The sequence below is a fragment of the Vibrio diabolicus genome, assembly GCF_011801455.1.
Classification (GTDB): Bacteria; Pseudomonadota; Gammaproteobacteria; order Enterobacterales; family Vibrionaceae; genus Vibrio; species Vibrio diabolicus.
Genome location: NZ_CP042452.1, coordinates 1,286,373 through 1,308,893, shown reverse-complemented (window position 1 = coordinate 1,308,893; position 22,521 = coordinate 1,286,373). Strand labels below are relative to the sequence as shown.

Genomic DNA, 22,521 nt, shown 5'->3' with positions numbered 1-22,521 from the left:
TCTGGCGGAAAAGATGCCCCAGAGGGCCTTTGTATTCCTTTCTGTGTTCATCATTTCGTTTTACGAAAGTGAATCAGAGCTGGGTCTAAAACTGACTAACCAACTAATAAGTAATGGATTTAGAAATGAATAAAAAATTATTAGCAGCGGCAATCGCAGCAGCAACTTTCGGCACTCAAGCAGTGGCAGTGGAACTTTATAATAACGATGGCACAACATTTTCGATGGGCGGCCACGTTTCTGTTAACTTAAATGGTTCAGAGCAAGGTGACACGGATGTTGGTACTAACTCTCCTCGTATCAATATCTCTGCGACACAAGATTTAGGCAATGGCTTCACCGCAGACGCACGTGGTGAATGGGCTCTAAACTACTTAGATGGCGGTGAAGAGTCGTTTAAAACTCGTCTAGGTTACTTAGGTTTAACACATGAGGTTTACGGTCGTGCAGTAGGTGGTACGCAATGGTCACCTTACTATGATGTAGCAGGCATCGCGGATATGCCAATTGCGTTTGCGAATGACTTCATTTACGACGATCACGGAAACCTAGGCACTGGTCGTGCGGATAAAATGCTGTCTTATCGAAATGGCTTTGATTTAGGCGAAGCAGGTGCAATTAACGTTGGTCTTGGATGGCAAGGCGCAAATGATGAATACACGCGTAACGACGCAGGTACTATCACTGGTGGTCTTAAATACGATGACCGCATGCAAGTTGCGCTTTCTTACGCAATCATGGGCGCGAAAATTGGCTACTCATACAACGGTGGTGACTTCCAACACCCTGCTTACACAGGTAAACACACCGCGGAATCACATGTTGTGTCTGCATCTTACGGCGCTTACGGTCAAGGTCTGTTCCTTGCCGCGGTATATGGTTCAAATGAAAATATGAACTTCAGTGTAAATGGCGACCGTTTGGCGGAAAGTGATGCGTACGAAGCGATCATCGCATACGCTCTAGCGAACAGCTTAAACTTGAGCGTTAACTACGAGATGGTTGAAGGTAAAGAGTTCAAAAATTCTAAAACAGAAACCGCTCGTGAGGAAATGGCACTGCAGGCAGAGTACAACTTCACGCCTAAATTTGTTGGTTACGCGGGTTACCAGTTTGACCTAAATGATGACCATGGTCGTGAAACTGATGACAAATGGGCGATAGGTGCTCGTTACTACCTATAATAGGATTTAGCGAGAACAATCATTCACCCTTATTGATTTAAAGCCAGCCTCGTGCTGGCTTTTTTGTCTATTTGTTTTGTAAATACCGTGATGTTTCAATTAGATGATACAAAACTCAAAACGGGGTGAATGTCTTATTTTTCACACTAGAGGATGGGATTTAGTGTCGTTAAGTCAATAGGTTAGATTATGATGAGGTTTTTGTTTTGCAGGGAAGAGCGATGAGCGTTATTCAAGTTGAAGAAAAGAAAGTAGAAGTGGGTAAAGTGCTTTGTGTTGGGCGAAATTACGTTGAACATATTCATGAGCTTGATAATGCGATACCTGAGCAAATGGTGGTATTTAATAAACCCGCGACTTCCGTATCGACGACTCTGCGTTCATTTCATCAAGAGCCTCTTCATTACGAGGCTGAAATCTGTTTTCTGATCAAAGATGGACGTTATTCAGCGGTCGGTTTGGGATTGGATCTGACCAAGCGCGGTTTGCAGTCTTCACTTAAACAACAAGGGTTGCCCTGGGAGCGTGCTAAAGCGTTTGATGGCTCCGCAGTGTTTAGTCGATTTGTCTCTTTGGATAACATTGATATTAATGATCTTAACCTAGAGCTCTTGATTAACTGCGTTCGTGTACAAAAAGGTCACGTTAACCAGATGCTCTATCCGCCGCTAACCATTTTGGATGAATTAACGAGTTACACAACACTTCAAGATGGCGATGTGGTAATGACCGGCACACCAAAAGGAGTTGGTGAGGTGCATCAAGGTGACATCTTCCTTGGACGATTAAAGTGTGGTGATGTCACCTTGTTGGAGATTGAGTGGGTGGCGAATTAAAGCCAAATTCGCAGAACGAGAAATACCACCATGCTGATCACCGTCGTTAAAAGAACATTTTTAGTAAAGTACGCGATTAACGCAGCCAGCAAGGCAGCCAATAAAAATGGGTTGTGCACATTCACGCTGAGTGCTCCATCGGGAATGAAAACGATAGGCGCCCAGATCGCAGTGAGTACCGCAGGGCTGGCGTAGTTGAGCACTTTTTGTGTACGTGTCCCTAATCGCAGTGGTAGCTTGGGTTCTAAAAACAAGTAGCGGCTGGTGAAAACAAGTCCCGTCATCAGTAAAATAGACAACATGATCATTAGTGTTTCTCCTGTACTTGTTCCACAAAGTAGCCTGTAAGCATGGCTAAAATGCTCGAAATCATCAAACTTCCTTCCACTTGGTAATAGGTTAGGGCGACCGAGCTCACTAATGCCACGACAACACTCGCGAGCACCGCCATATTTTTAATAGTCGGAACTACAATTGCGATAAAAGTCGCGGCCACAGCAAATTCCAATCCCATTTCGTTCAGTTCAGGGATCAGGCTTCCCGCAATAATGCCCGTCAATGTCGCGATATTCCAAAACAGGTAAAAACTCAAACCAGCCCCAAGCGCATACCAGCGATTAAATTGTTTATCGGAATGATGACCTACAATCGCAAACAGCTCATCAGTGAGTAAGAATCCGAGTGATAACCGCCATTTAAGAGGAAGTGGTGCAATTTTACTGCGCATCGATACACTGTAGAGGAAGTGTCGAGAGGTGATAAAAAACGTTGTTAGTAACATGGTTACTAGGCCTGCCCCCGATTTAATCATCCCCATCGCGACGAGCTGCGCGGAACCTGCGAACAGAATGGCGGATAGTGCTTGTCCTTCCAAAGGGTGAAGCCCAGTATCAATCGCGAATGAGCCTGCGAGCAAACCCCAAGGTAACACCGCGATACTCAGTGGCATCATCGCAAGTGTGCCTTGCCAAAATAGCGTGGCTTTTGATTCTTCTTGTAACGGCAAAGTATGGTCCATAGTTTCTTCTTAGTTATTCCTAAATCAGGCTACCAAGATAGCTCGGTAGTCGCATAACGCCTTGTACAATATTGCTGCTTTAGCTGTGACGGACGTATTGGCCGGGAGTGACGCCCATGGCTTTTTTAAAGTGTCGATGCAGATGGCTTTGATCATGGAAGCCACATTCTTGTGCCACATCTGAAATTTTTTGTCCCATTTTTAGTAGCTTCTTCGCCATACGTAAACGTTGCTGAATTTGATAAGCATGGGGAGGGAAGCCAAACTGTTTTTGAAACTCTCTTAGCAAATGAAAAGGGCTTAACCCAGCCAGTTTTGCGAGCTCTTCTAGCGAGACGTCCGTTTGCGGGAAGTCTTCCAAAAACTCTTTGACCAACTGTATTTGTCGCTGAGCTCTGGTTGATTCTTTGAGCGGTGCCCGGTGGGTGCTGTGTTTGCTGGCTAGTTTGATCAACGTGCCGTAAATCAAAGTTTCTCGTAGTAGTCGGTTGTCTGATTTTTCTAGCGTTTCAAACACCAATCGCAACTGACTAGCCAGCTCAGGATCGTAAACCACAGGTTGAGGAAAATAGGGCAGAGCTACATTTGGTGAACCAAGCTCTTGCCCCAAGGTCTGAAACTGCTGTGGTACGGGGTACATTGCTTTGTATTCCCAACCGCCTTCTGAGGCCGAATGCCCGTTGTGTACTTCATCTGCATTTACAAGGATGATGCTGTCCTGTGGCGCGATATGATTTCCGCCTGTTCGAAAGAACTGCTGTGCTCCCTTCTCGATGACGCCAATAGTGTAACCCTCGTGACTATGGCGTGAGAAATTCTGCTTCTCATACTTTGCATCGAGAAGTTCTAAACCGCCGAGCTCTTGAGCTATCTTGAAGGTAGCGATTTCCTTATTCTTTTCTTTCATCTTTATCCGGTCTGCTCAAGAAAGTCATCTTAGAAGTGTAACGGATCCATCGTGCTTATTTTTGTACAAAATTGCTATTCGATTTTTATAAATAGGCGAATTGATTGTTATTTTGCAATCTAGCGAACTATGATTTTTATTTTCTGAATCATCTTGGTGATTTTGGGCTGGCTGTTGTTATTTTGTTGGTATAACATTCGCCGCTTTGTTGTAGAAAAAGCGGTTCCATCATGATTGATTTATCTGTACTTCCTGTTTATCTCACCGCAGTAGTGGCTTTGTTGCTGTTACCAGGGCCCGATATGTTGCTGATCGCGAGCTCTAGTATGAGTTACGGTAAGAAGGTCGGTCTTTTTGCTAGCTTAGGCAATGCGACGTCTGGTGTTATTCTTACTTTGCTTGCTGCAATGGGCGTATCTACCCTGATTGCAATGAGCCCAATCGCCCTTAAAGTCCTTCATCTATTAGGTGGCGCTTACTTGCTAAAAATGGGCTGGGACTGCTTACGAGCTGAGGCATCAGCGGCTCCAGAACTTGATAATCAAAACAAAATGGCATCGACTTATTATCAACGTGCCTTGATGAGTAATTTGCTTAACCCTAAAGCGTTGGTATTTTTTGTGATGTTTTTGCCGCAGTTTGTCTCAAGTAATATCACAGCGTCTTCTGGTGAGCAGATGCTAGCACTAGGGTTATTGTTAAACGTCCTTGGCTTATCATTCAATTTATTGCTTGTTGCGCTGGCAGGCACATTGGGTAAGGGGCTGATCGAGAACGAAAAATTCCGCACTTATCAACATAAACTAATGGGTTTAGTGTTCGTTATTCTCGCGTTGTGGATGCTGAGCAGTTTCGCCTTATAAAGTTATCATATTCCATCAGAAAGCCAGCAATTGCTGGCTTTTTGTTTTAGGATATTGGTGTTTCCTAAGGAGAGGATGTATGAAGCTTGAATTTTGTTTAAATCCAGATCAAACAGACCTTGATTCTGTTCGTCAAGGTATTCGATCTTATAACCGGATGCATTTGCCTGAAGGGGAAGTGCATGCTGTGGGCTGTTTTGCTAAAGATGAGAATGGCAAGACCATGGGTGGTCTGACTGGCGAAATGTTTAAAAACACGGTGTTTGTTGAGTTTTTGTGGGTAGATGCTGAAAGTCGGACATCTGGTCTCGGTAGCCAGTTAATGTCAATGCTAGAAGACAAAGTAAAGCCTCACGGGGTTACCCATGTTTATTTGGATACCTACAGCTTTCAAGCTCTTGAGTTCTATCTCAAATTAGGTTTTGAGAAAGTAGGGCAGTACTCAGGCTATCCTGCAGAGGGCATCCACAAGTACTTTCTGCAAAAAGAAATTGTAGGCTAGAGATAAATCGCATTTAACTTGTATTGCTCTAGTAAAAAATCAAAAAAGAGGCGCGAATTTGCGCCTCTTATTGTATCAGGTGTCTCTACTTCTCTTTGACTTACAAACTTGTCTGATGCGCGTCAATAAGTTCGTTCATCTTCGCCTCTGCCGCTTGCTGTGCTTGCGCGTAGCTCATATCCGCAGGGAAGAGGTTGATGACTTCGTAGTAACATTTTAGTTTTGGCTCAGTACCCGAAGGGCGAACAATCACGCGAGATTGATCTTCTAGGTGATAAATCAATACGTCACTTGCTGGTAAGTCAATGGATTCTTCAGAGCCGTCGTCAAACATGCGAACCGATGTTTTTAGATCTTCGGTTACTGCAACTTTTTTACCAGCAATCTCTGTTGGTGGATTTGCTCGGAGTTTGTCGCCGATTGGTGGAGAGTTCGGGTCGAGAGCGATGCTGCGCTGCGCGTTAAAGTAGAAACCGTGCTCGCGGTACAGTTCTTCCAGTTTATCCCATAGTGTTTTGCCTTGAGCTTTAAGTTTACCTGTTAGCTGAGCAAATGCGACGATTGCAGATAAACCATCTTTATCCCACACTTTGTTACCCACGGTATAACCGAGCGCTTCTTCATAAGCAAACAAGAATGGATTGGCTTCTGTCTCTTGCTCCATGGCAACGTTAGTGAGCCATTTGAAGCCTGTTAACGTTTGGTAGTATTGGGCGCCATGCGCTTTGGCAATGCTACTCAGCATTCTTGATGATACGATGGTGTTGCCAACCAGAGCGTTAGGTTGCTGTTCTAGCAAGTAATCGCCAAACAGTGAACCCACTTGGTCGCCGGTTAACATTTGGTATTCGCCATCTGGGCGTTTGACCGCCACTGCAAAACGGTCGGCATCTGGATCGTTGGCACAAGCGATATCAGCATCTACGGACTTACCTAACGCCATCACCATATCCATTGCTCCCGCTTCTTCAGGGTTTGGGAAGTTGACGGTTGGGAAGCTACCATCAGGTTCGCGCTGTTCCTTAACACTTGCCACTTTTTTGAAGCCAGCGTCTGCGAGGAGCGTTTCCGCCATATTCGCGCCAACGCCATGCATCGCAGTGTAAGCGATAGAAATATCGGTGTTGTTGTCAGGAGTAAGCAGCGCGTTTTCGTTCATCGTTTTACGGTAAGTTTGGTAGTAGTCGTCTTCCAACCAAACTAACAAACCGTACTGTTTTGCATCATCGAGAGACATTAAAGGTAATGGCTTCGTTGTTGCGTCATCAATTTTCGCTGCGATTCCAGAGTCGTGTGGAGGAATGATTTGTGCGCCATTCTCCCAATATACTTTAAAGCCATTGTACTCTGGTGGATTGTGGCTAGCGGTAACAACAACAGCGGCCGCAGCATTCAATGTACGGACACCAAATGCAACAATTGGGGTTGCTGCAACGTCATACGTTAGGTAAACCTTGATGCCAAGGGCAGTCAGTACGGAAGCGGTATCATGCGCGAATTGTTTCGAATCAGGACGACCGTCGTAGCCAATAACGACACCACGACTTGTGGCATCTTTGACTTGCTCTAGCAAATAGTTTCCTAGGCCAGTGGCTGTCTCTTGGATCACCAAACGGTTCATTCGGTTTGGACCTGCGCCCACTTTGCCGCGTAACCCTGCTGTACCAAAGGCAAGGCGCGATCCAAAGCGATCAGTAAGCTCTTGTTCATTATTTGTATCGACGAGGTGTTGTAGCTCTTCGCGAGTCTTAGGATCAGGGTCTCGTTCTAGCCATTGAGTAATTAGTGCTGTCATATCAATCATTCCTTAGTAGGGGGCGCCTACTTTCTTGGACACTTCGTTTTGTAAGTATCTCAATGTTTTCTTTTAAATTAATGTAAATGGTTCTCAATTACATTTCAAAGAGGGCAATCGATAAACCGAATTAATTTTTCTTATCCGAACAAAATTTAATCATATTTAATTTCTTGAAGAACCTTGGAACTATAACTAGCCTTTTAACATAAATATAACAAACCGTGTCGAAATCGTAGTTTTTGTGATTTTTCGTAAAGTTGTTCGATATTTGCATCGGGACGCAAGGAAGCTCGCGCAAGCGTAGCGGCTGAGCAGAGGAGAGATCTTTTGAAAAGATTAACGACTACTCTAGCCTTATCACTGAATGTGATTTTAATCACATTCTCCTCTTTCAGTTGGTCAAAGGAAAGTGACTACAACATGACCAAAGGGGTCACAGCGATAAGTGGGCAAGTGTATGAATTACATATGCTGATTTTCTATATCTGCTGCGTAATTGCTTTGATTGTATTTGGCGTCATGTTCTATTCCATCTTTCGTCATCGCAAGTCAAAAGGAGCAGTTGCCGCACATTTCCACGAAAGTACAAAAGTGGAAATTATTTGGACAGTCATACCTATCATCATTCTTGTCGCCATGGCGATTCCCGCAACGAAAACTTTAGTCGCAATGGAAGACACAAGCCAATCAGATATCACGGTCAAGATCACAGGCTCGCAATGGAAATGGCATTACAGCTATTTTGGTGAAGATGTTGAGTTCTTCAGTTTGCTTGCTACCAGCCAAAAGCAAATTGATGGTATCGAGACAAAAGGCGCGCATTATCTATTGGAAGTAGACAACCCTTTGGTGTTGCCTGTGAATCGCAAAGTGCGTTTTTTGATGACTTCTGATGATGTCATTCACTCATGGTGGGTGCCGGATTTTGCTGTCAAGAAAGACACCATCCCTGGTTTTATTAATGAAGCATGGACAAGAATTGATGAGCCAGGCGTATATCGCGGTCAATGTGCGGAGCTATGTGGTCGTGCACACGGGTTCATGCCGGTGGTGGTGCATGCGATGGAAGAAGAAAAGTTTGATGAATGGTTAGCGAGTAAGAAGGAAGAAATCGCACTTCAAAAAGCGGCGGCACAAGAGGAGCTCTCTCAAGACTTATCCATGGGTGAGTTGATGTCGCAGGGCGAATCGATATACACGGCGCGTTGTGCTGTGTGCCATCAGGCTAATGGTGAGGGGATTCCGGGTGCATTTCCCGCGATTAAGGGCAGCCCTATCGCAACAGGCCCAATTTCAGAGCACATTGATGTGATTGTGAATGGCCGTCCGGGCACTGCAATGCAGTCTTTTTCGAACCAGTTAAGTGACAAAGAAATTGCTGCGGTCATCACATACCAGCGAAACGCATGGGGCAACGACACTGGTGATAGGGTGCAAGCATCCGATGTGAATGCCTTTAAGGCACAAGGCAGTGCTAAGGAGGAAATATGAGTAAGCCAACAGATAAGGCAGTGAAGTCTGCTCCAGCGGAAGCCAGTGCAAACAGTACCATTGCGATTGATGATGGCCACGATCATCATGCTCCCCAAGGTATTGCTCGTTGGCTGTATTCCACAAACCATAAAGACATTGGCACCCTGTACCTTTGGTTTAGTTTCGCGATGTTTCTGACTGGTGGTGCGATGGCGATGGTCATTCGTGCCGAACTATTCCAGCCTGGACTTCAGCTGGTTGATCCACAGTTTTTTAATCAAATGACTACGGTACACGGTTTGGTGATGGTGTTTGGTGCTGTGATGCCAGCATTTACGGGCCTTGCTAACTGGATGATTCCAATGATGATCGGGGCTCCAGATATGGCGCTACCTCGCATGAACAACTTGAGCTTTTGGATTCTACCTTTTGCATTTCTTATTTTATTGAGCTCGTTGTTTTTACCTGGCGGCGGCCCCGATTTTGGCTGGACGTTCTATGCTCCGTTGTCCACGACTTATGGCCCAGATAGCACCGCGCTGTTTGTATTCTCTGTTCACATCATGGGTATCAGCTCCATCATGGGCGCGATAAACGTTATCGTGACGATAGTAAATATGCGAGCTCCGGGAATGACTTGGTTCAAGTTACCAATGTTTGTTTGGACTTGGTTAATCACCGCTTTCTTGTTGATCGCGGTTATGCCGGTATTAGCGGGTGCGGTGACGATGGTTCTTACTGACAAATATTTCGGGACTAGCTTCTTTGATGCAGCTGGTGGCGGCGACCCGGTGATGTTCCAACACATCTTTTGGTTCTTTGGTCACCCAGAAGTGTACATCATGATTTTACCGTCGTTTGGCATCATTTCTGCCATCCTTCCTGCTTTCAGTGGCAAGAAGCTGTTTGGTTATCATTCGATGGTTTACGCGACGTGCAGCATTGCGTTGCTGTCTTTTCTTGTGTGGGCGCATCACATGTTTACAACGGGGATGCCAGTTTTTGCAGAGCTTTTCTTTATGTATTGCACCATGCTGATTGCGGTACCAACAGGGGTGAAAGTCTTTAACTGGGTCGCCACCATGTGGCGTGGGGCTCTGACATTTGAAACGCCAATGTTGTTTGCCATTGCCTTTATTGTGCTCTTTACGATTGGCGGTTTCTCAGGGTTGATGCTGGCGATTGTGCCGGCGGATTTCCAATATCATGACACTTACTTCGTGGTTGCGCATTTCCACTATGTGTTGGTATCTGGTGCTGTATTCTCGATTATGGCGGCTGCGTACTATTGGCTACCTAAGTGGACAGGCAATATGTACGACCACAAACTGAGTTTGTGGCATTTCTGGTGCTCGATTATTTCAGTTAATGTTTTGTTTTTCCCGATGCACTTTCTAGGTTTAGCGGGTATGCCAAGACGTATCCCGGATTACGCTATTCAGTTTGCTGATGTCAATCAAATCGTCTCCATTGGTGGATTTGCGTTTGGGTTGTCACAATTAATCTTTTTATGGGTGGTGATTAAGTGTATTCGTGGCGGTGAAAAGGCCGCTGCAAAACCGTGGGAACGTGCGGAAGGCTTAGAATGGACAGTGCCAAGCCCGGCGCCCCATCATACGTTTACTACGCCGCCTAAAGTTGATTAGAAACGAACGGGGTGAGTGAGATGAAACCGAATCCATCAAACAAAAAGCTCACTGTGAAGTTGCTTTTAGCGACCCTTTTGATGTTTGGGTTTGGCTACGCACTTGTCCCATTGTATGACGTAATGTGCGACGCACTGGGTATCAATGGAAAAACAAGTGAAGTGGCCGCCATTCAACCAACTGGTATGCAGCCAGATATGAGTCGAACTATTCGCGTGGAGTTTATGGCGCATGTAAGCCCCGATATGCCTTGGGAGTTTAAACCCAAAGTGATTTCGATGGACGTTCATCCCGGAGAAGTCGTGCAAACCGAATACCTTGCATTTAATGAAAGCGGGCAGAAGTTGGTAGGGCAAGCCGTTCCCTCTGTTTCTCCCGGGAATGGTGCCGCTTATTTCAATAAGATTGAGTGCTTTTGTTTTAACCAACAGCCTTTGGATGGCAAACAACAAGCTCAAATGCCGTTGATTTTTTATATCGAACCGGACTTACCGGAGTCGATACACACGTTAACGCTGTCTTACACACTCTATAAACTTCCCCCTCCTACAGGTTCTTAGCCACTCAAGGAGAGAGATACAGACCAAGGCTGGTCAGTAAGGAGAGAAATTATGAGTAACAAGCCAGGAACATATTATGTTCCCGCTCAAAGTAGCTGGCCGATCATCGGTGCGTTTGCTCTATTTTTAGTTGCCGTTGGTGCAGGAATGACCGTTCAGGGGACACAAAGTGAAGGGGCTGTGGGAACCATTGGTAGCATTGTGCTAGCGGTAGGTTTTCTGTTCTTGCTTTACATGTTGGCGGGCTGGTTTAGTAATGTGATTACTGAGTCACTGAGTGGAAAGTACAGCTCACAAATTACTCGTTCTTTTCGCCAAGGGATGAGCTGGTTCATCTTCTCTGAAGTGATGTTTTTTGGTGCCTTTTTTGGTGCGTTATTTTACGCCAGGATGATTTCTGTGCCTTGGTTAGGTGGGGCAGATAACAACTTCATGACCAACGAGGTTTTGTGGCCAACCTTCGAAGCGATGTGGCCACTCACACTTACTCCGGGTGGAGAAACAACACAAGCTATGCCGTGGCAGGGCATTCCCCTTACTAATACTGTTTTGCTGCTATTGTCGTCGATTACGCTACATATGGCGCACATAAGCCTTGAAAAAGACAAAAGAACGGCACTGATTGTTTGGTTGGAAATCACCATCGTGCTTGCGGGCTTTTTCCTATATTACCAAGCGGTCGAGTATGCTCATGCTTATCAAGAAATGGGGCTCACGTTGCAATCTGGTATCTACGGAAACACCTTCTTTATACTGACTGGTTTTCACGGTTTGCACGTTTGTCTTGGGACGATTTTCTTAATCGTATTATTGCTCCGAATCGCTAAAGATCATTTTTCACCAAAGAACCATTTTGCCTTCCAAGCAGGTAGTTGGTATTGGCACTTTGTGGATGTGGTTTGGTTATGTCTATTTGTGTTTGTGTACGTGCTGTAGGTGCATTGGGCGATTAGTAAGGACGGGGATTCGGAGCCAGCCAGCCTGAACTGAGCGCAATAAGTAGAAGGATAACTACTAAAACGGAGAACATGACTCGACGGCCTAAGTAATGACTCATAGGTTTGTCTCTTTTTTCGGGATTATCTGGGTCTTCACGAACCATTTCGATAAGCGCTTTTGCGAGGTTGAAGATAATGAAAAGCAGCAAAAGGACAAGCGTCAGTTTGAATAGAAATACGGTGGACATAGCACCTCCGGTTTCATCGTTGTTGTTATCAAGACAATTATGGCTATCGAAACGGTTTTGGGTTGCAGTTGGTTTAACTGTGGTTGTGTTTTCTCTTTTGGTCAAACTGGGTTTTTGGCAGCTTGAGAGAGGGCAAGAGAAACAGGCTTTGGAACAAGCCATTCTTGCGCGAGCGGATAGTGCGTACCAAACATTAGGCGAAGTTCTTGAAGAAAACGATTGGAGAGAAGGCAGCATTCTCGGGAAAAAAGTGGAAGCTAATGTTGTTCCTCAGGCGTTTCCCGTGATTTTACTGGATAACCAAACGCATCAGGGCAATGTGGGCTATTTAGCATTTCAGATTGTCTCTATGAGTGATGAACTAGGAACCTATGCATTATTAGAGCTTGGTTTTGTGGAGGGAATAGCAGATCGTTCAATATTACCAACCGTCACAACACTCGAAGTGTCGAGCTTTATCACGGGACGTCTGTACAGAAAATCTGCTAACCCACTGAGCTCTGAATTAATGCCAGAAGTTGGCGATGCCATTCGTGTGCAGAACCTGAATATCGCGCAACTGAATCAGCTACTTAATATTGAACTTATGCCCGCAGTCTTGCAGCCAGACAATCTAAAAAATTGGCCTTACGACTTTCCTTGGAACCCATTGCCGCTCAACAGCGCCAAGCATTTCGGTTATTCGATTCAGTGGTTTTCGATGGCGGGCGTTTTCTTATTATTGACCTTAATTGTTTTTGTTCGTTGGCAAAGAAAATTGCGTCATATGGAGGTGAAGCATGACATCTAAAGTAACCAAAGGGCGGCTAATGTTGATTGCGTTGGTGTGTACGTTTGCGCTTCCTGCCGTCATCGCTAAGGTCATTCTCACCCAAGGGTGGTATCAAAGCGGTGTGACCAATAGAGGTGTGTTAGTTGAACCATACACAACGTTAGAGCTACTTGGTCAAGAGTCACCGCTCAAGGAGCACAGGTGGCAACTCGCTTATGTTTTACCTAATGAGTGCACAGAACAATGCAGGCTGCAGCTTTACCTGCTTCAGCAAAGCCATGTCGCTTTAGGAAAATATCAAGAGCGTGTGGTGCCGGTGCTTTGGCAGACAGAGTTGTCCGGTACCGTAGATGTATCGATGACGACAATGCAAATGAATCAATCGGTTACCGCCAAAGTGAAACCTGGACAAATGTTAATCGTTGATCCTCTGGGGCAATTGGTGATGTCTTACTCGCCAAAACCGAATGAAGATTTAGTCTCGTTCAACAAAGGTATGTTGGCGGATTTACGCAAGCTCTTAAAATTGTCACGAGTTGGTTAGAAAGGGGCGTATATGAAGTTAATTCAGTTGGTTAAATTCAGTTTGCTCCTAACTTTCGTGGTGATCATGTTAGGCGCGTATACTCGCCTTTCTGATGCAGGGTTAGGTTGCCCTGATTGGCCCGGCTGCTATGGGCACCTTGGTGTGCCTCATCAAGAAGAAGACGTAATACGTGCCAATCTTAATTTCCCTGAACGGGCTGTCGAGCATGAGAAAGCATGGCTTGAAATGATTCATCGCTATTTTGCGGGAACGCTGGGTCTGGTCATTTTTGCTATGACAGTGATATCAATGAGGTCTGAGCGCGTGAATCCTACTATTCCGATGCTGCTCAGTGTACTGGTGGTCGGGCAAGCACTTTTGGGGATGTGGACCGTGACGCTCAAATTAATGCCAGTTATCGTAATGCTTCATCTGCTTGGTGGCTTTACTTTACTGGTTCTGCAGGCGATTTTTTACTGCCAGTTAAAAGCGCAAAATAATCTCTATTTCTCTCCATCTTCCAGCTCGCTGCGAGGCTTCTCACTATTGGTTTTTCTGGTTGTTTTTATGCAGGTGCTGCTAGGAGGGTGGACTTCGTCAAACTATGCCGCGCTCATGTGCACCTCACTGCCTATTTGTGAGGGAGATTGGATGAGTCATCTCTCATGGAAAGAGGCGTTTTCTTTCTGGCAAACCGGATTCGAGAATTACGAGTTTGGTGTATTGGAGTATCCCGCAAGAATGACCATACATGTTACGCATCGCCTCGGTGCGATGGTCACCGCCACTGTCGTATTGGCTTATAGCATTATGCTCATGAGGCAAGATTCCCATCATTCACAGCGCATTGGAGGATGGTTACTACTCACTTTAGCGTGTCAAATTATGTTGGGCGTGAGCAATGTCGTATTCCAACTTCCTATTTATGTTGCCGTGGCACATAACTTGGGTGCCGCCATTATGTTAAGTCTTGTTTGTGTGAGTCAGTTTTATTTGTGGCAGGGCAAAAAAGCTTGGAGTTACACCGCGAAAGGAGTTCGCTATGAGTAAAGAAATCGCACTGTCGTTAAATGAGCGAAAGCGACTAAGTTCCGTTTATTTGAAGTTAACGAAGCCTAAAGTAGTCGCATTAATGCTGGTGACGGCCGTTGTCGGGATGAGTTTAGCGCCTGTTACTGAGTTTCCTTGGTTGCAGGCGGCGGTTGGCCTAACAGGCATTGGTTTGATGGCAGGCTCCGCGGCAGCGTTTAATCACCTGATTGACCGCCGCATTGACGCGAGAATGGCTCGCACACACAAACGTCCGTTGCCATCGGGTGAAGCTAAGCCGTTATCGGTGATAACCTTTTCGACGGCTTTAGGCGTCATAGGATTTGTTCTTTTGTATGCGCTGGTTAACCCACTGACGGCATGGCTGACTTTGATGAGTTTACTCGGCTATGCGATGGTGTACACCATGTACCTCAAACGCGCTACTCCGCAAAATATCGTAATTGCAGGTATTGCGGGTGCGATGCCACCTCTTCTCGGTTGGACTGCCGTAACAGGGCACTTGCATGCGAATGCTTGGCTGCTTGTGATGATCATTTTTATCTGGACGCCACCACACTTTTGGGCACTCGCAATTCATCGCGTAGAGGACTATCGTAAGGTGGATATTCCAATGTTGCCAGTGACACATGGTATCGAGTACACCAAAACTTCCATTCTGTTGTATACAGTATTGTTGACGTTGGTTTGTGTGCTGCCGGTGTTGGTTGGAATGGTCGGCGTTGTTTATCTTTTTGCCTCGTTACTACTTAACGCTGGCTTTATGTACCATGCATGGAAGCTAAAATACGCGCCAGAGCCCAATACCGCGATGGAGACGTTTAAATTTTCTATCTATCACCTTTTTGCGTTGTTCATTGTATTGCTTTCGGATCACTATATTGGCTTGTAGCCTCTCTTTAAACAGAAAACGCCGCGTGGTTCGCGGCGCTTTTGGTTTTGATAGTTTGGCTTTAATGCAAAGTTTCTAGAATTATTGAATCTCTAACAATTCAACATCAAAGATCAAAACACTTGCTGGTGGAATTGGGCCTGAGCCACTTTTGCCATAACCGAGCGTGCTTGGTACGAAAAGGCGGATTTTTTCACCTTCGACCATGTATTGTAGGCCTTCTTGCCAGCCTTTAATGACTTGGTTAAGACCAAACGAAATTGGCTCACCGCGATTAACGGAGCTATCAAACACAGTGCCATCAATCAACGTACCGTGGTAGTGCACTTTGACTTTGCTTGTCGCGGTTGGGTGAACCTCACCTTCGCCTTTTTCAAGAACAATATATTGAAGACCACTTTCTGTTGTAATGACGCCTTCTTTCTTCGCATTCTCGAGCAAGAATGCTTGGCCTTTCGCAAAGTTTTCATCCGCTACTTTATGGTTTGTCCAAGTACGGTAAATGAAAAAGCCCGCCAGAATGAAAATAATGAGAGGAAACAAAAATTTAGACACGTAAGCTCCTTGTCTATTTAGGTTGTTTTAGCAAATAGTTAATGGTTTCTGCCATGGCTTCGACGCTGTCATGACCACCAGTAATGACTTGGTATTTTCCATTAACGATAAAGGCTGGAACGGAGTTAATTTGGCCGCGAGTTGTGATCGCTTCTGCCTTAGTGATGTACTCAAACAGCGTTTTTTGCTGTGCTTCATCTAAATGGTAAGGGCTGATAAGGTTGCGAGACTCAAAGGCTTTCTCTACGGCGATTTGACGTTCCTCAGCAGTCGCATCAGGACCCATTTGTACGGCAGCAAAAAGATCCGCCATAAATGCTTTGTCAGGTGTCGACTCTAGTTGCATGACTGCAGTGTAGAAGATGATGGCGCTTACTTGTGCACTCTCATTGAAAGTTACATGCATTTTTTCAACGCTTTGCTCGGTCAATGATTCAATTTGAGGGACAAACTCTTCCATTGAACGGCAGTGGCCGCAAGTTAGGGCAAAAGCTTCTGTCAATGGCGCCAAATCATATTCTTGAAGAGATACAGGCAAAACTTCGTATTGCTTGCCTTGCTGAGGCTGAGTGTTGCCGCTATCGCATGCCGACAAAGCCATCATGGCGGCAATCACAGCAAAGCCTTTAGATATGGTTTTTAACATAATAATGCTCTAAGTAAGAAATTTGCGTTAGTTTATCGGTTAACGATAGTGACTAAAACCATTAAATAACAATAAAGTGAGACGATTGGTAACAGACTTTTCCTGATGTGTAGGCTGCAGGGAGGTATTTTGGCATCGCTTTTTATTTGAGAGAGACTTGATATTGATTCCAGTGGCATGAACGCTGCATATACAAACCAATCGGTGGATAAAAGCGCTAAAGATTCGGCGTGTTTTGTCGACACAATGGGCAAGAGTTTTTCTACGTTGGTAATGGTATGAAGCAGTGGTTTTTAATTGTTTGCGGCATTCTGACTGGGTGCAGTAGCCTTGATCAAGACATGGTTCCTGGCGGGAACATTTTAGATACAGCTCCTAAAACAAACACCGAGCTGAGACATCCTGAGTGGGGCTATCCGAGTGCCTCCAGTGTGGCTTCTTCACCTCGCACGTATCAGACTGAGAGGGCATCAGTAAAAAAGTCGCAAAATGTGACCTCTCTGGAAATGTTTCTGAACAGGCACAATATTCCTCATGAGACACTCAGTGGCGGTCACTTAATGATACGTTTGAAAGAGCAAGTGCATTTTCAAACTGGCTCTGCTCAGTTATCAGCGCAATCTCAACACTGGATTCGAAACATTGGTCACTATCTAGCAGGAAGAACGGATGTGGATGTCGTGATCGATGGCCATGCCGATAGCACGGGAGCTGCCAGCTTTAATGACACGTTGTCAGAAAAGCGAGCTCGTGAAGTGGAAAAGCAACTGCTGGCGACGAGTATTCCTCGTCAACGCGTGTTTTCTAGAGGTTTTGGCGAGTATGTGCCGCAGTGCAGTAATTCGACAGCCAGTGGCAAAGCTTGTAATCGACGCGTAGAGCTAACGCTGATCGTTGATGAGTAAGGCGATGGTTGGTCGATAAACTACGTCGTGTTGTTTGCACTAAGCCCTTATGTGTTTACTGGCGTTTCCGTCTGGGAATGAGCAAGAAGAGTGAACCCAAAGGCTAGGAATAGCAACGAGCAAGCAGCTAGACTGAATAGAAAAGAGGCACCTGTATGGTGCCTCTTTTACATCCGCCAATGTTCATAGGGGGAACTTAGGCAAATTCTTTTTCAACGTAAGCGACGATGTCAGATGACTCGTATAGCCACTGTGTTTCGCCATCTTTTTCGATACGCAGGCAAGGGACTTTAATTCGTCCACCACCTTGCTCTAGTTCAGCTCGATGAGTCGGGTTATTTTTTGCATCACGTAGCTCAATATTCACTGATTGACGCTTCATTGCACGGCGGACTTTTACGCAAAAAGGGCAAGCTTCAAATTGGTAAAGTGCGTATTGCTTTGCTTTTTCATCAATACGTTGTTGTTCTTCTGCACTGCGTTTAATACCACGAGGTGAGAACACGGCGTTCAGCAATAAGATAACCTTGCCTAAAATCCAACGGATAAACTTCATAATGATCCCTTGATGTTCATTGGGTAATTGTCCTTTAAAAATGCAATAATGATGCTTGTTGCATTGAGCGTGAAGTCTATCAGTTGTTTGAAATGGATAAAACCATGTATTTTATGCGGAAAATAAGCGTTTTAACCTGCCCCAAAAACCGCTAGTCGAAGCTGGACTGGCTTCTCTACCTAGATAAAAGCTTTGCATCAGTTCGGTTCTGAATGCATCAACATCCATGCGTTTTACAACAAGCTCGTGTTGCAATGTATTCTGAGTTTGCTCGGCATGATCGTGCGCCAAGCTAAAGTCCATATTCAAATAGCCTTGAGTATAAAGCCAAAGGTGGGTTATCAAGATAAGGTCTTCAGCGGACTGGTTAGTGAACTTATCCGCGTGCTCATCACCCAAGGAGTCAGTCAGCACTTGCTGCATTTGCTGGGCAGAATGCGCATGTTGCTCATAGTTAGCGCTGGCTTCAATATGCGACTTAGTCAAAAGACCAAGCAGGTGAAGAGTAGGCGCCGTGGCGGGTTTGTTCTCACAAACTTTTGTAAACAGTTGTGACTGTTCTTTTAACCAACGTCGCTTTGCCGCTTTATGTTCTTTAACGAAGGGAATTTCTTTGAATCCCATCTCTTGACTCAGTTCACTAAGAGACGTCATGGCTTTTTAGTTCCTTCACCGTTACTTCGACGTGTTGATCGTTGATATCAACAAAAATAGAGCTGCCGGTAATCATAACAGAAAGGCTAGTGCCTCGGTCAAGGTGCTGACAAATCAAGTCGATAGCGTCGTAGTCAAAGCTTTCTACATTGACGGGAAGCATTGAGAACTTTCCTGACATTTTATCCCACCATACCGTCGCTTTAGTGTTATAAGTGTAAACTTTCACATGCTTTGCTAGGCGAGAGGCTTTCTTGATTCTTTCTGGTTCTGGTTCGCCAATTTCAATCCAGTGAGTAATGCTTTGATCATCGCCAACATGCCATAAATCAGGCTCTTCAATTGTAGAAAGCCCTTTCGTAAACTCTAAATTACTTTGAGCGTTTAAGCAGTAAGCTAAAACACGAGCCAGCATTCGTTGAGGTTTTTCTGAAGGGTGAAGGGCGATAGTTAGATTTTTAGAATCGTAATAGTCGTTATTCATATCGGAAATGGCGATACGAAATTTATAAATAGTTGGTTTAAGAGCCATGGATTTATATCGTTTTTGTTGGCAAAAATAAGTTATAGACAAAAAAATAGCCAGCTTTAAAAGCTGGCTATCGTATCAAATTCTTTAAGAATTAAAGTACTTTGATTTGCTCTGCTTGAGGGCCTTTTTGACCTTGAGAGATAACAAATTCTACTTTCTGGCCTTCAACTAGAGTACGGAAGCCGTCACCAGTGATTGCAGAGAAGTGAGCAAATACGTCAGGACCGTTTTCTTGTTGAATGAAACCGAAGCCTTTAGTTTCGTTGAACCACTTAACTGTGCCAGTAGCTGTGTTAGACATGTCTATTTCCTAAATATCTAAATAATGTAATCTTTCGCCTCAACGGCGCTTATAGCGTGGAAAAATAAATTGCTATTGCGTACCACAGGACGACGGGTTACAAGTAATCCAACGAAATGTGAAAACAAAGAACTTTCTTTCTAGCCGTGTTTGAGTCTAGGTTAATTCCACGAAGAGTCAACATATATTAGTGCTTTATGGACAAATATTTGTATTTAGTCACTATTTAACCAGCATGTTTTTGATTAAATTTCAAATAAATGACGGTGATGTGAAGTTTTTCAGCATAAAATTCAACTAAATCTATAAATTTGACTTATTTATATAATTATTGTCCAATCTGGTTCGACCATTAAGGAGGATTTATGGCAAAACCTAAAACCAGTCCTCAGCCGAATGAGTTACAACACGAGACCGATTTCGGCAGAGGTGAAATCAAGGACAATGCGTTAAAAGCGGTTGTCACCAGTCAATTGTTCAGAACACGAGTCGTAAAAGCGAAAAAAGGTAAAGGCAGCTTCAGTCGGAAAATGAAGCATAGAGGCAAAGAGCCCTATTCAAAGTTCTCCCCGATGTGGATTTTGAATAGGGCTTTTTTATTGAAGCTGGTTTTTATCAAACTATTCAAATTCAATGGGTTAGTGTTAGTTAAATCACTCTTACCTCACCTTATACTGGCTAGCTTTCTTCTTAAAACTAGACGCTGAAAAGTACCAAATAAGTACTAAAACCTACTAAGTTAGATTCATATCAATAGGAGCCACTTCCTGTCCGACACCGCTCTGCTATATCTTTAGATCAGACAAAACAGCCGAGATTATGGTTTAAAAAGACTGGTGAGAAGTAGGTATGTCATCGACGAGTTATGGTACTTATGGTTGCAAGTGTACAAAAGCGTGTGCTTCTTTGTTACTACTATGGCTGTCTATTTGCCCGATGACGTATGCGCACAAGTCAGAGTCTCATTCTTTAATTGTTTCTAACTCCAAAGCTTGGAAGCCATTCTCTTACCTTAGCCCAGACGGTGAACCCAAAGGCATTTTGATCGACTTCTGGAAAGCGTATGCGGCGGACAACCAAATTGATGTTCAGTTTCTGCTTCTTGATTGGGAGGCTTCTTTACAGGCCGTAAAAGAGGGGCGTGCTGACTTTCACGCGGGATTAGTTTACTCATCGGAAAGAGCCGATTACTTGGATTTTGGCGCAGTTATCATGCCCATTCAAACTAAATTATATGTCAATCAAGACGTGCTTTCGATTGATGTCAAAAGTGTTTTAGCTGGTGAAATGACGTTGCCAATTGGTGTCGTTAAAGGAAGTTACGAGTCTGAGTTTATTAAGATGAATTATCCTAATGCGCCTATCGCGGAATACATCAATAACGACACGATGATACAGGCTGCTGTCGATAAGAAGGTGCTGTATTTTGTCGCGGACCTTCAAGTGGCTAACTTTTATATGGCAACTATGCCGGGAGCAGGCATGTTTGTTCCTGTAATAAATTTATATAGTAAAGACCTTCGGATTGCAGCAGGGTTGCATAGTTCTGCTTCCATTTTGGATGTCTCTCGAGCGTTTGAAAAAGTTATCGATACAGATCGAGAAAGGATCCTCAATCGCTGGAGTGTGGTGAAAACGGTCTATCCTCTTTATCTCCTACCTATTGCGATTTTCGTTATGGCGGTCGCGACGCTGTATCATATCTTCGCACTCAAACGCATGGTTGCGCTGCGCACAAGACAATTGACGATTGCTAACCAGCAATTGCTGGAGATGACGTTAACGGATTCCCTAACAAAACTCTACAACCGTAGACACTTGATTGAACAATTGGCGCTCTTGAATCACTTGCAGCGAAGCTTGACGGTAATGGTATTTGATATTGATGATTTTAAATCAATTAATGACCAATACGGTCATCTTGTCGGAGATAGAGCGATAGTGGCCGTGGCTGAAACAGCAAAATCAATGACTGATGAACGTATGACATTAGCGAGAATTGGCGGAGAAGAGTTCGCACTCGTGACGGCATCGCTCTCTGAGCGAGAGGCGCGCAACTTTGCTCAAATGCTCTGCAAAGCCGTGTACGAACAACCTATTATCCTTGGCGGGCAAGCGATTCATTTGAGCATTAGCTTAGGCTGCGCATACTACCCTGAATTTACTCACATCGTGAATTTACAAGACGCTGATCAACTGATGTATCAAGGTAAGTCTGAAGGTAAAAATCGCTCGGTGTTTCAAGTCATAACAGACAGCCAGGTTCAACCTGAGCTTCGTCAAGTCCCTTAGTATTTTTGAGTCACCAATCGCTATTTCTAAATCCTCACTTGCTATACTCAATTGAATTTAAAATTATTATACCCGTTTCGCTTCAAATTCTAGGTCGTGTCGGTACGGAGGGAAGGTATGTATAAAACGTTTTGTGTTATCGCTTGTGTACTTCTCTCTTCTTTTTCTTACGCTGAGAGCGCTTTTGATATAGTCCAAAAGTCTGATCAAGCGATGCGCGGAAAATCCAGTTATAGCGAAGCCACCATGAAAATTGTTCGCCCTGACTGGTCACGTTCAATGACTATGAAGAGTTGGACGAAAGGTACGGAATTATCTTTGGTCTTGGTGACTGCTCCGGCGAAAGATAAAGGTAGCGCCTCGTTAAAACGTCATAGAGAAATGTGGAATTGGGTGCCGAGTATCGAGCGAGTGATTAAAATTGCGCCATCCATGCTCAGTCAGTCTTGGATGGGATCAGACTTCACGAATGATGATTTAATTAACCAATCTTCTATTGTTGTCGATTATCAACATCAACTGCTTCAAAGTGAAACCTTTGATGGTGACAAAGTTTGGGTAATTGATGCACTTGCCAAGCCTGACGCCCCAGTGGTTTGGAGCAAAGTCAGACTGTGGATCTCTCAAACGAGCTTTTTACAGCGCAAAGTCGAGTTTTACGATGAATTTGATGAACTGGTAAATGTTTTGACGACTTACGATGTGCAAACGTTGGGTGGGCGAGACGTTGCGACTCGCATGGAGATGCAGCCGATAGATAAACCAAGAAATAAAACGGTTTTGATTACGCACGAAGCGCAATTTGATTTTGATATCGATGATGACTTTTTCTCCCAGCAGCAAATGAAGGCTCTGCGAGATTAGGGT

Annotated in this window: 27 protein-coding genes; 16 read left to right on the top strand and 11 right to left on the bottom strand. The window is 44.5% G+C overall.

The window, feature by feature from the left end; genetic code table 11:
• Window positions 1-125: 125 nt before the first annotated feature.
• A complete protein-coding gene (locus FR741_RS21115; protein ID WP_046873713.1) occupies window positions 126-1,184 on the top strand; it encodes a porin in 1,059 nt (352 codons plus the stop codon).
• A 221-nt stretch (window positions 1,185-1,405) separates the two neighbouring features.
• Entirely contained in the window at window positions 1,406-2,020 is a 615-nt protein-coding gene (locus FR741_RS21110) for a fumarylacetoacetate hydrolase family protein (protein WP_005391187.1), read from the top strand.
• Here the strand turns inward: FR741_RS21110 and FR741_RS21105 are convergent.
• The 3 genes from FR741_RS21105 to FR741_RS21095 all read right to left on the bottom strand — a co-directional run bounded on the left by FR741_RS21105 (window position 2,017) and on the right by FR741_RS21095 (window position 3,945).
• Window positions 2,017-2,328 carry an AzlD domain-containing protein gene (locus tag FR741_RS21105; protein ID WP_006742072.1) on the bottom strand — a complete coding sequence of 104 codons (312 nt, stop codon included), beginning with the start codon at window positions 2,326-2,328 and terminating at the stop codon, window positions 2,017-2,019. The genes FR741_RS21110 and FR741_RS21105 overlap by 4 nt on opposite strands.
• The gene (locus tag FR741_RS21100; RefSeq protein ID WP_046873712.1) at window positions 2,328-3,038 is read right to left on the bottom strand and encodes an AzlC family ABC transporter permease; all 711 of its coding nucleotides are present in this window, start codon (window positions 3,036-3,038) and stop codon (window positions 2,328-2,330) included. The genes FR741_RS21105 and FR741_RS21100 overlap by 1 nt, the downstream gene beginning before the upstream one ends.
• A 79-nt stretch (window positions 3,039-3,117) precedes the next feature.
• The gene (locus FR741_RS21095) at window positions 3,118-3,945 is read right to left on the bottom strand and encodes an AraC family transcriptional regulator (RefSeq protein ID WP_006742070.1); all 828 of its coding nucleotides are present in this window, start codon (window positions 3,943-3,945) and stop codon (window positions 3,118-3,120) included.
• Window positions 3,946-4,175: 230 nt separating this feature from the next.
• Between FR741_RS21095 and FR741_RS21090 the strand changes: the two genes are divergently transcribed.
• Both FR741_RS21090 and FR741_RS21085 read left to right on the top strand, forming a co-directional pair.
• A complete protein-coding gene (locus FR741_RS21090) occupies window positions 4,176-4,808 on the top strand; it encodes a LysE family translocator (RefSeq protein WP_167427643.1) in 633 nt (210 codons plus the stop codon).
• A 79-nt stretch (window positions 4,809-4,887) separates the two neighbouring features.
• A complete protein-coding gene (locus FR741_RS21085) occupies window positions 4,888-5,310 on the top strand; it encodes a GNAT family N-acetyltransferase (protein ID WP_104980822.1) in 423 nt (140 codons plus the stop codon).
• 100 nt (window positions 5,311-5,410) lie between these two features.
• Here the strand turns inward: FR741_RS21085 and FR741_RS21080 are convergent, their stop codons facing one another.
• Entirely contained in the window at window positions 5,411-7,105 is a 1,695-nt protein-coding gene (locus FR741_RS21080) for a phospho-sugar mutase (protein WP_167427642.1), read from the bottom strand.
• Window positions 7,106-7,435: 330 nt separating this feature from the next.
• Between FR741_RS21080 and coxB the strand changes: the two genes are divergently transcribed.
• From coxB to FR741_RS21060, 4 genes are read left to right on the top strand one after another with little or no spacing between them, the layout of a single operon-like run.
• On the top strand, window positions 7,436-8,599 hold the full coding sequence (gene coxB, locus FR741_RS21075; RefSeq protein ID WP_167427641.1) for a cytochrome c oxidase subunit II: 1,164 nt from the start codon (window positions 7,436-7,438) through the stop codon (window positions 8,597-8,599).
• Complete coding sequence (gene ctaD / locus FR741_RS21070) at window positions 8,596-10,227, top strand: cytochrome c oxidase subunit I (protein ID WP_085344326.1); 1,632 nt, start codon at window positions 8,596-8,598, stop codon at window positions 10,225-10,227. Before coxB ends, ctaD begins: the two co-directional genes overlap by 4 nt.
• A gap of 20 nt (window positions 10,228-10,247) precedes the next feature.
• Entirely contained in the window at window positions 10,248-10,787 is a 540-nt protein-coding gene (locus FR741_RS21065) for a cytochrome c oxidase assembly protein (protein ID WP_005391173.1), read from the top strand.
• A 51-nt stretch (window positions 10,788-10,838) separates the two neighbouring features.
• Window positions 10,839-11,723, top strand: coding sequence for a cytochrome c oxidase subunit 3 (locus FR741_RS21060; protein ID WP_085344324.1), 885 nt, complete (start codon window positions 10,839-10,841; stop codon window positions 11,721-11,723).
• A gap of 13 nt (window positions 11,724-11,736) precedes the next feature.
• Here FR741_RS21060 and FR741_RS21055 read toward each other — a convergent pair whose 3' ends face one another.
• On the bottom strand, window positions 11,737-11,973 hold the full coding sequence (locus FR741_RS21055; protein WP_167427640.1) for a DUF2909 family protein: 237 nt from the start codon (window positions 11,971-11,973) through the stop codon (window positions 11,737-11,739).
• Here FR741_RS21055 and FR741_RS21050 point away from each other — a divergent pair.
• Genes FR741_RS21050 through cyoE form a run of 4 tightly spaced genes read left to right on the top strand, consistent with a single transcriptional unit; the run spans window position 11,921 to window position 15,213 of the window.
• Entirely contained in the window at window positions 11,921-12,763 is an 843-nt protein-coding gene (locus FR741_RS21050) for an SURF1 family protein (protein WP_174856111.1), read from the top strand. The genes FR741_RS21055 and FR741_RS21050 overlap by 53 nt on opposite strands.
• Entirely contained in the window at window positions 12,753-13,289 is a 537-nt protein-coding gene (locus FR741_RS21045) for a cytochrome oxidase biogenesis cluster protein (protein WP_167427638.1), read from the top strand. Before FR741_RS21050 ends, FR741_RS21045 begins: the two co-directional genes overlap by 11 nt.
• 12 nt (window positions 13,290-13,301) lie before the next feature.
• Complete coding sequence (locus tag FR741_RS21040) at window positions 13,302-14,321, top strand: COX15/CtaA family protein (RefSeq protein WP_104973833.1); 1,020 nt, start codon at window positions 13,302-13,304, stop codon at window positions 14,319-14,321.
• The gene (cyoE, locus tag FR741_RS21035) at window positions 14,314-15,213 is read left to right on the top strand and encodes a heme o synthase (RefSeq protein ID WP_167427637.1); all 900 of its coding nucleotides are present in this window, start codon (window positions 14,314-14,316) and stop codon (window positions 15,211-15,213) included. The genes FR741_RS21040 and cyoE overlap by 8 nt, the downstream gene beginning before the upstream one ends.
• Before the next feature lie 81 nt (window positions 15,214-15,294).
• Here cyoE and FR741_RS21030 read toward each other — a convergent pair whose 3' ends face one another.
• Both FR741_RS21030 and FR741_RS21025 read right to left on the bottom strand, forming a co-directional pair.
• Window positions 15,295-15,768 (bottom strand): FKBP-type peptidyl-prolyl cis-trans isomerase, encoded by a 474-nt coding sequence (locus tag FR741_RS21030; protein ID WP_005391162.1) that lies wholly within the window; start codon window positions 15,766-15,768, stop codon window positions 15,295-15,297.
• A gap of 13 nt (window positions 15,769-15,781) precedes the next feature.
• Window positions 15,782-16,414 (bottom strand): thiol:disulfide interchange protein DsbA/DsbL, encoded by a 633-nt coding sequence (locus tag FR741_RS21025; protein ID WP_139060015.1) that lies wholly within the window; start codon window positions 16,412-16,414, stop codon window positions 15,782-15,784.
• Between the two features lie 278 nt (window positions 16,415-16,692).
• Between FR741_RS21025 and FR741_RS21020 the strand changes: the two genes are divergently transcribed.
• Window positions 16,693-17,319 (top strand): OmpA family protein, encoded by a 627-nt coding sequence (locus tag FR741_RS21020; protein ID WP_167427636.1) that lies wholly within the window; start codon window positions 16,693-16,695, stop codon window positions 17,317-17,319.
• A 196-nt stretch (window positions 17,320-17,515) separates the two neighbouring features.
• Here the strand turns inward: FR741_RS21020 and FR741_RS21015 are convergent, their stop codons facing one another.
• The 4 genes from FR741_RS21015 to FR741_RS21000 all read right to left on the bottom strand — a co-directional run bounded on the left by FR741_RS21015 (window position 17,516) and on the right by FR741_RS21000 (window position 19,362).
• Window positions 17,516-17,875 carry a glutaredoxin family protein gene (locus FR741_RS21015; protein ID WP_053809555.1) on the bottom strand — a complete coding sequence of 120 codons (360 nt, stop codon included), beginning with the start codon at window positions 17,873-17,875 and terminating at the stop codon, window positions 17,516-17,518.
• Window positions 17,876-17,986: 111 nt separating this feature from the next.
• Entirely contained in the window at window positions 17,987-18,529 is a 543-nt protein-coding gene (locus FR741_RS21010; protein WP_124007598.1) for a hypothetical protein, read from the bottom strand.
• Window positions 18,516-19,061, bottom strand: coding sequence for a YaeQ family protein (locus FR741_RS21005; protein WP_005391156.1), 546 nt, complete (start codon window positions 19,059-19,061; stop codon window positions 18,516-18,518). Before FR741_RS21005 ends, FR741_RS21010 begins: the two co-directional genes overlap by 14 nt.
• 91 nt (window positions 19,062-19,152) lie before the next feature.
• Complete coding sequence (locus FR741_RS21000; RefSeq protein WP_005375625.1) at window positions 19,153-19,362, bottom strand: cold-shock protein; 210 nt, start codon at window positions 19,360-19,362, stop codon at window positions 19,153-19,155.
• A 365-nt stretch (window positions 19,363-19,727) separates the two neighbouring features.
• Between FR741_RS21000 and FR741_RS20995 the strand changes: the two genes are divergently transcribed.
• The 3 genes from FR741_RS20995 (at window position 19,728) to FR741_RS20985 (ending at window position 22,518) form a co-directional block, all read left to right on the top strand.
• The gene (locus FR741_RS20995; protein ID WP_046873700.1) at window positions 19,728-20,069 is read left to right on the top strand and encodes an alternative ribosome-rescue factor A; all 342 of its coding nucleotides are present in this window, start codon (window positions 19,728-19,730) and stop codon (window positions 20,067-20,069) included.
• Between the two features lie 142 nt (window positions 20,070-20,211).
• Window positions 20,212-21,654, top strand: a complete 1,443-nt coding sequence (locus tag FR741_RS20990; RefSeq protein ID WP_167427635.1) for a transporter substrate-binding domain-containing diguanylate cyclase — start codon at window positions 20,212-20,214, stop codon at window positions 21,652-21,654.
• A 117-nt stretch (window positions 21,655-21,771) separates the two neighbouring features.
• On the top strand, window positions 21,772-22,518 hold the full coding sequence (locus FR741_RS20985) for an outer membrane lipoprotein-sorting protein (protein ID WP_167427634.1): 747 nt from the start codon (window positions 21,772-21,774) through the stop codon (window positions 22,516-22,518).
• Window positions 22,519-22,521 lie beyond the last annotated feature (3 nt).